This window comes from Streptomyces sp. AV19 (assembly GCF_015999245.1).
GTDB lineage: Bacteria > Actinomycetota > Actinomycetes > Streptomycetales > Streptomycetaceae > Streptomyces.
In genome coordinates this window covers 471,426-485,321 of sequence record NZ_JAEAMR010000022.1, presented here as the reverse complement: position 1 = coordinate 485,321, position 13,896 = coordinate 471,426, and the positions used below count along the sequence as shown (strand labels likewise).

13 protein-coding genes are annotated in these 13,896 nt (G+C 72.5%); 7 read left to right on the top strand and 6 right to left on the bottom strand.

Annotation, left to right across the window (positions count from 1 at the left end):
- The first annotated feature begins 298 nt into the window (after positions 1-298).
- The 3 genes from I5Q34_RS30310 (at position 299) to I5Q34_RS30300 (ending at position 4,459) form a co-directional block, all read left to right on the top strand.
- Positions 299-2,299: a hypothetical protein gene (locus tag I5Q34_RS30310; protein ID WP_199895646.1), complete on the top strand. Its 2,001-nt coding sequence runs from the start codon at positions 299-301 to the stop codon at positions 2,297-2,299.
- 257 nt (positions 2,300-2,556) lie between these two features.
- A complete protein-coding gene (locus I5Q34_RS30305) occupies positions 2,557-3,756 on the top strand; it encodes a sensor histidine kinase (protein WP_199895645.1) in 1,200 nt (399 codons plus the stop codon).
- A gap of 43 nt (positions 3,757-3,799) precedes the next feature.
- The gene (locus I5Q34_RS30300) at positions 3,800-4,459 is read left to right on the top strand and encodes a response regulator transcription factor (protein ID WP_199895644.1); all 660 of its coding nucleotides are present in this window, start codon (positions 3,800-3,802) and stop codon (positions 4,457-4,459) included.
- An 8-nt stretch (positions 4,460-4,467) separates the two neighbouring features.
- On the opposite strand, the gene I5Q34_RS30295 is transcribed toward I5Q34_RS30300, so the two are convergent.
- Entirely contained in the window at positions 4,468-5,316 is an 849-nt protein-coding gene (locus tag I5Q34_RS30295) for a PaaX family transcriptional regulator C-terminal domain-containing protein (protein ID WP_199895643.1), read from the bottom strand.
- Positions 5,309-6,961, bottom strand: a complete 1,653-nt coding sequence (locus I5Q34_RS30290; protein WP_199895642.1) for an AMP-binding protein — start codon at positions 6,959-6,961, stop codon at positions 5,309-5,311. Before I5Q34_RS30290 ends, I5Q34_RS30295 begins: the two co-directional genes overlap by 8 nt.
- Positions 6,962-7,089: 128 nt before the next feature.
- Here I5Q34_RS30290 and I5Q34_RS30285 point away from each other — a divergent pair, with 128 nt between their 5' ends.
- The 3 genes from I5Q34_RS30285 to I5Q34_RS30275 all read left to right on the top strand — a co-directional run bounded on the left by I5Q34_RS30285 (position 7,090) and on the right by I5Q34_RS30275 (position 9,251).
- On the top strand, positions 7,090-8,214 hold the full coding sequence (locus I5Q34_RS30285) for an acyl-CoA dehydrogenase family protein (protein ID WP_277965589.1): 1,125 nt from the start codon (positions 7,090-7,092) through the stop codon (positions 8,212-8,214).
- Between the two features lie 54 nt (positions 8,215-8,268).
- On the top strand, positions 8,269-8,667 hold the full coding sequence (locus I5Q34_RS30280) for a RidA family protein (protein WP_199895641.1): 399 nt from the start codon (positions 8,269-8,271) through the stop codon (positions 8,665-8,667).
- Between the two features lie 83 nt (positions 8,668-8,750).
- The gene (locus I5Q34_RS30275; RefSeq protein ID WP_199895640.1) at positions 8,751-9,251 is read left to right on the top strand and encodes a DM13 domain-containing protein; all 501 of its coding nucleotides are present in this window, start codon (positions 8,751-8,753) and stop codon (positions 9,249-9,251) included.
- Here the strand turns inward: I5Q34_RS30275 and I5Q34_RS30270 are convergent.
- Positions 9,238-9,462 (bottom strand): hypothetical protein, encoded by a 225-nt coding sequence (locus I5Q34_RS30270; RefSeq protein WP_199895639.1) that lies wholly within the window; start codon positions 9,460-9,462, stop codon positions 9,238-9,240. The two genes, I5Q34_RS30275 and I5Q34_RS30270, sit on opposite strands and share 14 nt — an antisense overlap.
- Before the next feature lie 78 nt (positions 9,463-9,540).
- A complete protein-coding gene (locus I5Q34_RS30265) occupies positions 9,541-11,070 on the bottom strand; it encodes a UDP-N-acetylglucosamine 1-carboxyvinyltransferase (RefSeq protein WP_199895638.1) in 1,530 nt (509 codons plus the stop codon).
- Positions 11,071-11,360: 290 nt separating this feature from the next.
- Here I5Q34_RS30265 and I5Q34_RS30260 point away from each other — a divergent pair, with 290 nt between their 5' ends.
- Positions 11,361-11,870, top strand: coding sequence for a DUF6624 domain-containing protein (locus I5Q34_RS30260; RefSeq protein ID WP_199895637.1), 510 nt, complete (start codon positions 11,361-11,363; stop codon positions 11,868-11,870).
- A 23-nt stretch (positions 11,871-11,893) separates the two neighbouring features.
- On the opposite strand, the gene I5Q34_RS30255 is transcribed toward I5Q34_RS30260, so the two are convergent.
- Both I5Q34_RS30255 and I5Q34_RS30250 read right to left on the bottom strand, forming a co-directional pair.
- Positions 11,894-12,472, bottom strand: coding sequence for a Uma2 family endonuclease (locus tag I5Q34_RS30255; RefSeq protein ID WP_199895636.1), 579 nt, complete (start codon positions 12,470-12,472; stop codon positions 11,894-11,896).
- 218 nt (positions 12,473-12,690) lie between these two features.
- The gene (locus tag I5Q34_RS30250) at positions 12,691-13,734 is read right to left on the bottom strand and encodes a methyltransferase (protein ID WP_199895635.1); all 1,044 of its coding nucleotides are present in this window, start codon (positions 13,732-13,734) and stop codon (positions 12,691-12,693) included.
- Positions 13,735-13,896: the final 162 nt, after the last annotated feature.

Sequence of the window (13,896 nt, the reverse complement as noted above, 5' to 3'; positions counted from 1 at the left end):
CGCCCACGTGCGGACGCCCACGTGCGGACGCCCACGTGCGGACGCCCACGTGCGGACGCCCACGTGCGGGATGACCGCGGGCGACCGCGGCCCCTCCCCAAGGAGGAGAAGCACGGTCCCGTGGACGACACCGGACGTCCCCGTGGACGACAACACCCCGCCGCGCCGCGTGACAGCGTTCGGAGCGCCGGATTCCGGCTCCGTCCGGAGGAGGGAACGTCCTCCGGAAAACCTCCCGCATCGCCACAGGCAGAGGAAAACCATGAGGAACCCAGGGCAGAGGCGTGTCCTCCCCCGTGTGATCACCACGGTCATGGCGTCGGCCGTGGTGCTGGCCGTCGTCGGTGAAGGGGCCGTCCAGGCCGCTCCGGCCGGGGATTCGGGCAACGCGGCCGCCGTCCAGCAGGCGCACGCCGATGAGTACACCCACATCGTCATCGACAAGCGGCCCCGGGGGCAGGTCGACCTCGACGAGCTGCGCGCGTCGCTGGACAGGAACGGCCTGCAGACCACGAAGAACCGCTGGCGCGCCGAGGGCAGGAACGTGACGGCCGAACTGAAGAACCTGCCGTCGGGGTACGTGGACAACGTGCACCACGAGCACGTCTTCATGTGGGACTCCTCGAAGAAGGGCATCGAGGGCGCCAACGCCCTGGAGGACCGCGAGGCCTTCTACCGCGGCAAGGGCATCGGGCAGGCCGACGCGGCCGCGACGGAGCGGCACGCCGTCAGGGTCAAGGTCCGGTGGGACGCCTTGAAGAAGGACGGCAGAATCCTCGGCGGCACGCTCAAGGGGGACGGCCGCGGCGGCCCGCTCGGCGGGGCGTCGACCAACGGGGCCTGGGCGTACAAGGGGGACATACCCCGGAAGTACCTGTTCATCGAGGGGGTCGACGACCCCGCCCACCCCGGCATGAGCCAGTGGCTCGCGGGCAAGGGCTGGCCCGAAGGCAGCGGCGTGTGCCAGGCCGGCGCCGCGTCGGGCCGGGCGAAGCGTTCGGCCCCGGCCGCGCTGTGCAGCGAGGACGTCGCCCGCACGCAGCGGGAACGTCTGCGGGCGCACGGCGACGACGTCGAGTACGTCACCTCCCTGGAGGAGTTCGAGAAGAACCCCAAGTCCCTGCTGTCGCCACTGCGCGAGACCAACAAGGCGCTGAACGACGCCAAGGGCGCGGAACTCGGCGCGCAGGACTTCGAGAAGTTCTCCGCGCGGGTCGGCGAGGCGTTCGGCCGCGACCTCCGGGCCGCGCACGAGCTCACGACCGACACGGGTCTGCTCGCCAGGGTGGGCCGCCAGGCCGGCCGCGCCGCCGGCCTGGGCGTGAAGGCGCTGCCGTACGTGGGGATCGCCGCGACCGGCTACGCCATCACCGAGGACGTCAAGACGGGGGACTACGCCAACCTCGCCTTCGACTCGGTCGCCGAGGGGCTCCAGGTCGCCATGGTCGCCCAGCCCGAGTTCGCCCCGCTCCTCGAACCCGCCCTGCTCGTCGAGCAGTTGGCGCAGCTGGTGTACAACGAGGTCGCCGGGTGGATCGCCGAGCAGAAGCAGCTGGACCACGACCGCGCCCAGTGGGGCGACGCCGTCAAGGACCTCGTGGAGCACCGTGACGCGCAGTGGGGTGCCCGCCTCCAGGGGCAGGCCCTGCAGGAGCTCTTCCCCCGGCTCAACGAGAAGTTCAAGCGCGTCCTGACGTCCGACGTGGTCACCCTGGGCAAGTGGGCCAAGGCCAAGAAGGCGGCCGTCGCGCGGATCGCCGAACGGTCCCGGGCCCGCGCCGCCTCGCCGGAGGAGAAGCAGCGCATCAGCGCCCACGAGTCCGCGCTGAAGAAGAAGATCGACGCGCAGGTGTGGGAGCAGCAGGACGCCCGGACCGAGCTGTACGGGGACCAGGTCGTCAAGGTCGCCGCGGGCGCCTTCGCGGCGGTGATCGAACCCGGCAAGGACGGGAAGAGCGGCTTCGACACGTTCAACGACCAGTTCGTCGAGAAGAGCGTGAAGCCGTACCTGGACAAGCTGATCGACAGGATCTCCGACGACGAGTTCCGGGCCAGTGGCGCCAGGGAGTGGAACCAGCGGGAGCTCACCCGCCGCCAGGAGAGGTGGCGGAAGATGAAGGACGACAAGCTCGCCGAGGTGCGCAAGGCCCTGTCCGCCACGGGCCGGACCACCCTGTCCGAGGCGGATCTGCGGAAGACGCAGAAGAAGTATTTCCCGGCGAAGGAGGCGTTCCGCGACCCGGAACGCGACCGGGAGAGGACCTTCGCCGAGCTCGTCCGGGACCAGGGGAACCGCTGACCTCCCACGCCCCCGGCCGGTCCGGGAGACGGACATCACGCACGCCGCACCGCCGCCCGTACGGTACCGGGGACTACAAGCCGTCCACCTTGGTCCACTTCCGGTGTCAACGTCCGGAGGATAGGCTTCACCACCGATTCGGACCTTTCGTGGCGACTGCCCGGCGGTGTGCCGCGCGCCGTGTGCCCGTCCACGGCCGCGGCGCGCACGGGCCGGCCGGTCCGACGACAGGCGAGAAGAAGGGCGCGCGCGTTCCCATGTCCGAGCAGCATCCCCGGGGGACGGCCGGGGCTCCTCCCGGGCACCGCGGCAGGGGCATGGAGTGGTACGCCGCTCTGTGCGACAGCCGGTGGAAGAACCCCGTCCTGGCCGTGGTCTACGGCATCCCGCTCGTCGAGATCGCCCTCGCCATGCCGCACGCGGGACTCGTCCCGAACCGGACCGCGGGGCTGCTGCTGTCCCTCGCCATCGCGGTGGCCACGGTGTGGCGCGAACGCCTGCTCCTGCCCTACTGCGCGGTGTCCGTCGCCGGCGTCGTGGTCACCGGCCACCTGCTGAGCACCACGGTGGCCTGCTACACGGCGGTCCGCCAGGGCCGCTCCGCGCTGGCCGCGGTCCTGGTGCTCGTCTCGCTGGTCTTCGCGCTGGCGACGCCGGAGGCGCTGGCCGCGCACGCCCCGCACCCGGAGGCCACGCTCTCCGGCGGCGCGGTGATCGTCCTGGTGCCCGTGCTCCTGGGGTATCTGGCCAAGACGAACAAGAGGATGGCCGCGCTCACCGCCGAACAGCAGGAGCGGGAAGCCCTGTTGCAGGAGGGCCGGCTCCGCGAGGCGGCCCTGCGGCAGCGCGAGCGGCTCGTACGGGACATCCACGACGGCGTCGGGCGGCAGATCACGCTCATGGTGCTGCAGGCCGGGGCCATCGCGGTCCGCAAGGACGCCCCGGAACCGGTCAAGGAGCGCTGCCGGCTCATCTCCGACGCGGGGCGCGACGCCGTCGAGGCCCTGCGGGAGATCGTCATCCTCGCGAAGACACCCGACCCCGACGGCGTACCGCCGGCCGGCCGCCGGTACGCCCTGGCGGACCTGGCCCCGGTGATCGGCCGCTACCGCAGCGGCGGTCACCGGATCACCATCGACGTCCGCATCTCCCGGGCACCGGACCCGGCCGCCCAGGACCTCGCCCACAAGGTCGTCTCGGAAGGGCTGAGCAATGCCGCCCGCCACGCCCGCAGCGCCGCCGTCGACATCCGGATCGACCAGACCGACACCGAGATGATCGTCGCCGTGCGCAACGAGGCGCCGTCGCCGGGCAGCGACCCGCTGCCGGGCACCGGCCACGGCCTGGTCTGGCTCCGCGAAGAGGTCCAGTCCGCGGGCGGCACCCTGACGACGGCCCCCGGGGACGGCGGAGGCTTCGTCCTGGAGGCCCGGCTGCCGGCGCCCGGCCGCCACTGACCCCCCGCACCGGCCCCCCGCACCCCGCACCGAGGAGAGACGCATGACCCGTGTCCTGATAGCCGACGACGACGCCCTGGTGCGCGCCGGGATCCGCGCCATCGTGGAGGCCGCCGGGGATATCACGGTCGTGGGGGAGGCCCGGGACGGCGCCGAGGCTGTCGACGAGGTCCACCGCTGCCGCCCGGACGTGGTGCTGATGGACATCGAGATGCCGGGCTGCGACGGCCTGACCGCCACGCGGCGGCTCCTCGCGCAGCCCGATCCCCCCAAGGTGCTCGTCCTGACCACGTTCGGCATGGACGAGAACATCACCGACGCCCTGCACGCCGGGGCATCGGGATTCCTGCTCAAGCAGCTCAACCCGGAACAGCTCATCCACGCGATCTGCACCGTCGCCGCCGGCGGCACCGTGCTCTCCCCCACGGTCACGCGGCAACTCCTCTCTCGCGGCGCGCCCTTGGCCCGCCGCGCGGCCGAGGCCCGCGCCCTGGTCGACCGGCTCAGCGAACGCGAGCGGCAGGTCTTCACGCTCCTCGGGGAGGGCATGAGCAACGCCGAGATCGCCGGACAGCTGTACATGAGCATGTCCACCATCAAGACGTACGTCTCCCGTGCCCTCACCAAGCTCGGCGTCGAGAACCGCACGCAGGCGGCGCTGCTGGCGTACGAACTCCGCCTGCACGGGGCCGACGGGCCGTAGCCCGCGCCTCACCCCAGCACGCCCGCCACGAACCTCTCGCCCGCCTCCCTCAGCCGCCCGTGCAGCCCCCCGAACACCCGCCCCGCCCGCACCCCGGGCCAGCCCTCCGGCAGCAGGCCCACCGGCAGGCCCGGGTCCGCGTACGGGAGGCGGCGCCAGGCGTCCAGGGCCAGCAGGTGGTCCCGGTACGCCTCCTCGACGGGCGTGGCGCGGCGGCGCGTCCAGCGGCGCAGCACCGGCTCGTGCGCGGCGAGGAAGGCCCGGTGGCGGCGGGCCAGCGCGTCCAGGTCCCACCAGCGGGCCACCGCGTCCGAGGTCGGCTCGAAGCCGAGGTGGCGGCCGCGGAAGAGCTCCACGTACCCGGACAGCCCGAGGCGCTCCAGCGTGTGGCGGGTCTCGTCGTGGACGTGGGCCGGCGCGATCCACACGCCCGGCGCCGCCGTGCCGAACCCCAGCCGCGCCAGCCGCGAGCGCAGCAAGTGCCGCTTGTGGCGCTCGTGTTCGGGGACGGAGAAGACGGCCAGGAGCCAGCCGTGGTGTCCCGGCCGGGAGGAGGACGCCGGCCGGGCGTAGATGCGCCGGTCGCCGTCCGACAGGAGCTGGTGCGCGGCGGCCGACAGCCCGTACGCGGCCGCGCCCCCCGCCGCGCGGTCCGCGGTCAGCAGACCGCGCCGCTTGAGCCGGGAGACGGCCGACCGCACCGCGGGCGCGTCGACGCCCACCGCGCCGAGGAGCCGGATCAGTGCCGCGATCGGCACCGGGCCGGCCGGTCGCCCGGCCACCCCGCGCCCGTACGCGCCGTAGAAGGAGACGATCAGGGAGCGGGGAGTGTGCGGCGACGGCTGCTGGTCAGTCACGGGGAGACTGTAAAGGAGCCGACGGGGGCGCCGGGGCGTCCGAACGCAGCAGGAAGCGCTGGAGTTTGCCGTTGGGCGTCCGGGGGAGCGCGGCACGGAACACGATCTCGCGAGGGCACTTGTAGGGGGCGATCTCCTTTGTGGTGAACTCGCGGAGCCGCTCCGCGGCCGCCGCGTCGCCCGGCACCCCCGCCCGCAGCACCACGTGGGCGACGACCACCTCGCCCCGCCGCCCGTCCGGCCGGCCGACGACGGCCGCCTCCAGCACGTCCGGATGGCGCAGCAGCGCGTCCTCGACCTCGGCGCCCGCGATGTTGTACCCGGCGGAGACGATCAGGTCGTCGGCGCGGCCGAGGAAGGTGAACCAGCCGTCGGCGTCCCGGACGTAGCGGTCGCCGGTGACGTTCCACCCGCCGCGCACGTACGCGGTCTGCCGCTCGTCGGCGAGGTAGCGGCAGCCGGTGGGGCCGCGCACCGCCAGCAGCCCGGGGGAGCCGTCGGGGACGGGGGCGCCGTCGTCGCCGACCACGCGGGCCTCGTAGCCGGGCACCGGCAGGCCGGTGGCACCGGGGCGGGCGTCGTCGTCGGCGGCGGCGAGGAAGATGTGCAGCATCTCGGTCGTCCCGATGCCGTTGATCAGGCGCAGTCCGGTCGCCCGCCGCCACGCGTGCCACAGCGCGGCGGGCAGGTGCTCGCCCGCGGAGACGCAGCGGCGCAGGGACGACGTGTCGTACGCGCCGATGCGGTCGAGCATCGCCCGGTAGGCGGTCGGCGCGGTGAACAGCACGGAGATCCGCTGCCGTTGGACGTCGGCGAGCAGCTGTCCGGCACCGGACCGGTCGGCCAGCAGCGTCGAGGCGCCGGCGCGCAGCGGGAAGACGACCAGCCCGCCGAGGCCGAAGGTGAAGCCGAGCGGCGGGCTGCCGCCGAAGACGTCGTCCGGGCGCGGGCGCACGAGGCGGGCGGAGAAGGTGTCGGCCACGGCGAGCACGTCCCGGTGGAAGTGCAGGCAGCCCTTGGGGCGTCCGGTGGTGCCGGAGGTGAACGCGACGATCGCGACGTCGTCCGCGGAGGTCGGCACCGGGTCGTACGATGGCGGTTTGCGCGCCGACAGGCGCAGCAGGTCGCCGGGCGAACCGCCGCCGAAGAGCGTCATCCGCAGGGAGGGCACCGCCGCCTTGACGAGCTCCCCGGCCGACCGCGCGTCGCACAGGGCGTGCGTCACCCGCGCGATGCGGCACATCTCCGCCAGCTCCCGGGCGCGTTGGGCGGCCAGGACGGTCACGGCGACGGCCCCGGCCTTCATCACCGCGAGCCAGCAGACCGCGAGATGGGGCGTGGTGGGGCCGCGCAGCAGCACCCGGTTGCCGGGGACGACACCCAGGTCCTCGGCGAGCGTGTGCGCGACGCGGTCGACGCGCTCCTTGAGCTCGCCGTAGGTCCAGACGGTGCCGGCGATGTCGCGGACCGCCGGCCGGTCCGGCCCCAGCCGGGCGATGGTCGCGTCCAGCAGCTCGGCGCCGCAGTTGAGGCGGTCGGGGTAGCGCGGGGCACCGAGGTCGAAGCGGAGCCGTGGCCACTGGCCGGCGGGCGGCAGGCTGTCGCGGGTGAAGGTGTCGACGTGTGCCGACGGGAGGAGCTCCATGGCGGGATGCGCCCCCTCGTGCCGGGGAAGGGTGGAGGTGCGTGGGGGTCTTGCCGACCGTACGGATGCGCTGCCAGCGTAACGAGGCCGTGACGACAGTCAACAGAGCGCGACAGAGAGGACGTACGGTGACGACTTCGTTCACCCTGGACCGGGAGCAGCGCGCCTGGTGCGCGGAGCTGCGCGCCCTCGCCGCGCGGCGGTTACGTCCCCTGGCGGACGGCGCGGAACCCGGCCGCGTCAACCGCCCCCTGGTCGCCGCCCTCGGCGAACTCGGCCTGCTGGTACGGGTGTTGCCCGAGGACGGCATCGTGCGCGCCATGGACCTGTGCCTGCTGCGCGAGTCGCTCGCCCAGGAGTCCACCGCGGCGGAGACGGCCCTGGCCCTTCAGGGTCTCGGCGCCTGCCCGGTGGCCCTGGCCGGCACGGCGGCCCAGCGCGACCGCTGGCTGCCGGAGGTCGTGGCGGGGCGCGCCGTCACGGCGTTCGCGCTGAGCGAGCCGGGCGCGGGCTCGGACGCGGCGGCCCTGGAGCTGCGCGCGGAGCCGGCCGGCGGCGGCTGGACCCTGCACGGCGAGAAGACCTGGATCTCCAACGCCCCCGAGGCCGACCTCCACACGGTCTTCGCCCGGACCCGCCCGGGCGCCCGCGCGCACGGCATCACCGCCTTCCTCGTCCCCGCCGGCCGCCCCGGACTCGGCGGCCGGCCGCGCCGGACGATCGGCGGGCACCCCCTGGGCACCCTCACCTTCGACGGCGTCCCGGTCGGCCCCGAGGACGTCGTGGGGGAGGTGGACGGCGGCTTCCGGCTGGCCATGCGCACGCTGGACCTCTTCCGGCCGAGCGTCGGCGCCCTCGCCGTGGGCATGGCGCGCGCCGCCCTGCGCGCGGCCCTGTCGCACGCCGCCGAACGCCGCGCCTTCGGCGGCCCGTTGAAGGACCTCCAGGCCGTCTCGCACCGCCTCGCCGACATGGCCACCCGCACCGAGGCGGCCGCCCTGCTGGTGCACTCCGCGGCCGCCGCCCACGACGCGGGCGAGGCGGACGTCACCGGCCGCTCGGCGATGGCCAAGCTCTACGCCACGGAGACGGCGCAGTACGTCGTGGACGCGGCGATCCAGATCCACGGGGCCTGCGCCCTGGAGGAGGGCCACCTGCTGGAGCACCTCTACCGCGAGGTCCGCGCCCCGCGCATCTACGAGGGCGCCACGGAGATCCAGCGGACGGTCATAGCCCGGGAGTTGTACCGATGAGCAGTCCGGGAGTTGCGCCGATGAGCCCGGAGGACGCATGAGCCCGGAGGACGCATGAGCCTGGAGCGGCTGAACCCGGCGTCCCTCTCCCCGCCCCGCGGCTTCTCCCACGCGGTGACCGTCTCCGGCGGCCGGCTGGTGCTCCTCGCGGGCCAGACGGGCCTCGACGGTCGGGGGCGCGTCGTCCCCGGCGGCCTGGCGGCCCAGTTCGAACGCGCCCTGGCGAACCTGCTGACCGCCCTGGCCGCCGCGGGCGGCGAGCCGTCCCACCTGGCCAGGGTCACCGTCTACGCGACCGACGTCGCCGCGTACCGCGCGTGCGCCGCCGAGTTGGGGGCGGCGTGGCGGCGGCTGGCGGGGCGGGAGTACCCGGCGATGGCGGTGATCGGGGTGGTGCGGCTGTGGGACGAGGAGGCGCTGGTCGAACTGGACGGGATCGCGGTGGTGCCCTGAAACGAGCCGTCCCGCGGGAGAAAATCCGGCATGTCCGTCGTTACCCCCGGTACAGAACGATCGGCGACCCAGGGGAGCGGAGCATGGGACGAGTACGGCAGTGGCTGCGGAAGCCGGTGGTCATCGGGGTGCTGGGCTGCGGCGCGCTGCTGGCCGGAGCCGCCGCGTACTGGTTCCAGCCGTGGAAGCTGTGGCAGGACCGGACCGTGCGCGAAGCGGCCTCCGCCGACACCCGCACCCTCGCCACCGGCAGCCTCATCAGCCACGAGCACACCACCTCCGGCTCGGTACGGATCCTCCAGGCGCCCGACGGCAGCCGCACCCTGCGCCTGGAGGGCCTCGCCACCAGCAACGGCCCCGACGTGAAGGTCCTGCTCAGCGACGCCCCGGTAAAACCGGGCCGGGCCGGCTGGCACGTCTTCGACGACGGGGCCCATGTGGGCCTGGGATCGCTGAAGGGCAACAAGGGCGACCAGAACTACGCGCTGCCCGAGGGCCTCGACCTGGACAAGTACACGAGCGTCAGCATCTGGTGCGACCGCTTCGACGTGTCGTTCGGGGCAACGGCCCTCACAAAGGCGTGACAGACCGGTCACCCCGGCAGTGCACGGTCGGCCACACGGGCCCGTGGCCGAACCGCGCGTGTGTCCGACCGCCGACGACGTCGCGCTTGGCGCGCTCGTACGCGTCGAGGGCGCGTTCGTAGTCGGCCGTCGCCGCCGTGTCGTGCGCGCCCGGCACGGCGCCGTGCGCCGCGAGCGCCTCGCCGAAGGCGGTGATCTCCGCCTCGATCACGGCGAGTCCGTCCTCGCGGCACCGCAGGAGGAATCCCCGGAACCCGCTGAACGTCCCCCGCCCCTCTTCTCGTGCGTCTCAGATGTCCCGGAAGATCTCGATCTGCGCCCCGATCGAGTTCAGCCGGTCCGCCAGGTCCTCGTAACCCCGGTTGATGACATAGACGTTGCGCAGTACGGACGTGCCCTCCGCCGCCATCATCGCCAGCAGCACCACCACCGCCGGGCGCAGGGCCGGCGGGCACATCATCTCGGCCGAGCGCCAGCGGGTCGGGCCCTCGACCAGGACGCGGTGCGGGTCGAGGAGCTTGACGTCGGCGCCGAGACGGTTGAGGTCCGTGAGGTAGATGGCGCGGTTGTCGTAGACCCAGTCGTGGATGAGGGTCTGGCCCTGGGCGGAGGCGGCGATCGCCGCGAAGAACGGGACGTTGTCGATGTTGAGCCCGGGGAAGGGCATCGGGTGGATCTTGTCGATGGGGGCCCGGAGCTTGGAGGGACGCACGGTGAGGTCGAGCAGCCGGGTGCGGCCGTTGTCGGCGTGGTACTCGGGGCTGCGCTCGTGGTCGAGGCCCATCTCCTCCAGCACCGCGAGCTCGATCTCCAGGAACTCCACGGGCACGCGGCGGATGGTCAGTTCGGACTCGGTGACCACGGCGGCGGCCAGCAGGCTCATGGCCTCGACCGGGTCCTCGGACGGCGCGTAGTCGACGTCCCGGTCGATGTGGGCCACGCCGTGGACGGTAAGGGTCGTGGTGCCCACGCCCTCCACCCGCACTCCGAGCTCCTCCAGGAAGAAGCACAGGTCCTGGACCATGTAGTTGGAGCTGGCGTTGCGGATGACGGTCACGCCGTCGTGCCGGGCGGCGGCCAGCAGGGCGTTCTCGGTGACGGTGTCCCCGCGCTCGGTCAGCACGATGGGGCGGGCCGGGCGCACGTCGCGGTCGACGCGGGCGTGGTACGTGCCGTCGGTGGCGGTGATCTCCAGACCGAAGTGGCGCAGGGCCGCCATGTGCGGCTGGACCGTACGGGTGCCCAGGTCGCAGCCGCCGGCGTAGGGGATGCCGAACTGGTCCATGCGGTGCAGCAGGGGACCGAGGAACATGATGACGCTGCGGGTGCGGCGGGCCGCCTCCCGGTCCATCGACGCCAGGTCGAGATCGGCCGGCGGTACGACCTCCAGGTCGTTGCCGTCGTTGATCCAGCGGGTGCGGACGCCGATGCTGCCGAGCACCTCCAGGATCCGGTAGACCTCCTCGATGCGGGCGACGCGCCGCAGGGTGGTGCGGCCGGCGTTGAGGAGGGTCGCGCAGAGCAGGGCCACGCAGGCGTTCTTGCTGGTCTTGACGTCGATCGAGCCGGACAGCCGGCGGCCGCCGACGACGCGCAGGTGCATGGGACCCGCGTAGCCGAGCGAGACGATCTCGCTGTCCAGCGCCTCACCGATGCGGGCGATCATATCAAGACTGATGTTCTGATTTCCGCGCTCGATGCGGTTGACCGCGCTCTGACTGGTGCCGAGTGCGTCGGCGAGCTGTGCCTGGGTCCAGCCCCGGTGCTGCCGGGCGTCACGGATGAGCTTGCCGATGCGGGCGAGGTAGGCGTCTGTCATGAGTCAGACGGTATCTCAGATATGAGATCGTTACTGCATCGCCTGGAGTCGATTCGGCTCGTGCGGCCGCAAGGGTCCTCGAAGAAGGGGGAACGGTGAAAGGACGGCGGGGGAAGAGTGAAGCCGCGAAGCCGTCCTCGATCTGGTGCGCCCCCGATCGGGCACTTGTCCAGTATCCCGGCCCCGGCCCCGCCCTGTCACCCCCCTCCGGGAGGAGTTTTCGCAGCTCGGAGCCGCCTAGTGTGAGGCGCGGGCCGCATCGGGCGGCCTGGGGAAGGAGAGTTGGACCAATGACCGACGACGAGGCGCGGCTGGCCGGGGAACTGGTGGCCATGGCCGCCGAGGACCACGCGGCGACCGCCCTGGCGCACAGTGAGGACGTGGCCGAACGGCTGGCCTGGCGCCGCCTGACGGCCCGCCACGGCGACCGGCTCGACGAGATCATGGACGGCCACGGCTGGCCCACGGCCGACCGCTTCGGCGCGGACGCGGCCCGCGCCGCCTGGCTGATCGCCCAGCACGCCGACCATCAACTCCACGTCCAGCGCCGGGCGGTGGAGCTGATGACGGCGGCGGTCGAGTCCGGCGCGGCGAGCGTCCGCGACCTGGCCTTCCTGACCGACCGGACGCTGACCAACGAGGGCCGCGAGCAGATCTACGGCACCCAGATCGCCGGCGTCGACGCCGACGGCGGACCCGTCCCGTGGCCGTGCCGCGAGCCGGACAGGGTGGACGCCCTGCGCGCCGGCGTCGGCATCGAGCCCTTCGCCGCGTACACGGCCCGGCACGCGCCGCGCTGACCGGCCGGGGCCGGGCGCGGCGTTCAGAATTCCGAGGTGTCCAGGGCGAGTTCGAAGGGCTCCGGGAGGTGCATGGGGGTGCCGAAGGGGCGGGGGCCGTCCGCCTTCATGTAGCCGAGCTCGCCGGGGTCCGAGAAGAGCGTGCAGGAGCGCTCCCGGCGGTCGACGAGGAGATAGAGCGGGGCGCCGTATTCGGCGTAGCGGCGGCGCTTCACGACCCTGTCGGTGTCCCCGTTGGAGTCCGAGGTGACCTCGACGACGAGGAGCGTCTGGTCGGGGAGCAGCGCATCCTCGCCGGACAGGTCTTCGGGGACGATCGCCAGGTCGGGTACGTACCAGTTGCTGGTGCCCGGCAGATCGATGTTGCCTGAGCCCGCGAAGCATCCCAGCTTGTCCGCTACTGGCTCAACCTGCCTGCGGATCTTGGTGATGGCCTTCTCGTGGCCCCACGTCGGAGACGCCTTCTCATGGCCCCACGTCGGAGACAAGGGCTGGATGATCCCCTCTACGATCTGCACGCGATCCCATTCAAGGTGCTGGATCGCGTACTTCAAGGCGGTTTCGGGGTCGCCCGGCGCATACGTGTGAGGTTGGGTGCTCATAGGTTCTCCGCAGACGTCGTGGTAGCAGCATGACGACGGTCAGGATCTACAGCAACGGGCCTGCGGGTCGCGCGCTTCTGCTACCGCGCTCACCCGTAAGGGTGTACGCATCCCGCTGATCTCGGGCCATGACCGAGCCGGGTGCCCGGGCGCCGCGCGTTGCAGGGCGGACGTATCGCACGCCCGCATGCGCGGCGCCCGCTACGCCGCGGCCCCCGCTACGCCCGCTCCGCCTCGACGATCGAGAACCCCGTGTACGACGGCAGCGGGAAGACCTCCGTCACCCGCAGCCCGGCCCGGGCGCACAATTCCTCGAAATCGCTGCGGGTACGCTCCTTTCCGCTCACCAGGATCTGCATTTGGAGATCCTTGATGTAGGGATTGAGTTCCGGGGTGTCGGGGGTGACCGTCTCGGGGAGGACGACCTCGACGACGATCAGGCGGCCGTGCTCGGGCAGCGCCTCGCGGCAGTTGCGGAGAATCGCGGTCGCGCGCTCGTCGTCCCAGTTGTGGATGACGCTTTTGATGACGAGGAGGTCCGCGCCGGACGGCACGCTCCGGAAGAAGTCGCCGGTGGCGACCGAGCACCGCTCCTCCAGGCCGGCGTCCTTCACCGTGCCGGCCGCCTGCGCCGCGCCCTCGGCGCTCTCGAACACCACGCCCTTGACGCCCGGATGGCGCCGCAGGATCGAGGCGAGCAGCGTCCCGTCCCCGCCGCCGATGTCCATGACGGTGTCGTACCGCCCGAAGTCGTAGTGCCCGGGCAGCTCCACGGCGACCTTGTTGCTCTCCTGGCTCATGGCCGCGTTGAACGTCGCCGTGAGCTCCGGCTTGTCGGCGAAGTACTCGTAGAGCGGCACGCCGAAGTGCTCGTCGAAGGCGGTGCGCCCGGTGCGCAGGCTGGACTCCAGGCGGGACCAGGGCTCCAGGGCCACCGGCGAGGTGTGGAACCGGGCGAAGTCGCCCAGGGAGTCCGGGTGTCCGGCCCGCAGCAGCGAGCCGGCCTCGGTGAGCGCGTAGCGCCCGGGGGAGGGCTCGGTGCACAGCCCGAGGCTGGCCAGGGTCCGCATGAGCCGGTTGAGCTGCCCGGCGGGGACGTCGCAGGAACGGGCGAGATCGGCCACGTCCGCCCCGTCGTCCCCGAGGGTTTCCGGGATGTTCAGCCGGAGCGCGGTGACCAGTACCTCCGTGGCCCGGGAACCGAATATCCACTGCATCAACAGCCGACGCGCGTCATGCTGTTCCGGGCTCCGTTCCGCCATTTTCTTCCGTTCCTCTCAACGCCTTTGTGATGTATGGGATTTCTGGTGCAGATGATCCCGACGCGTATCCTGCGAGTCCGAAGGCGTTTTTAAAACGCATTGGGCGTAAATTTTCCGCCAGTTGGCATATCTGGCCGACAATCGGCGAACGGGTGGCGGAAA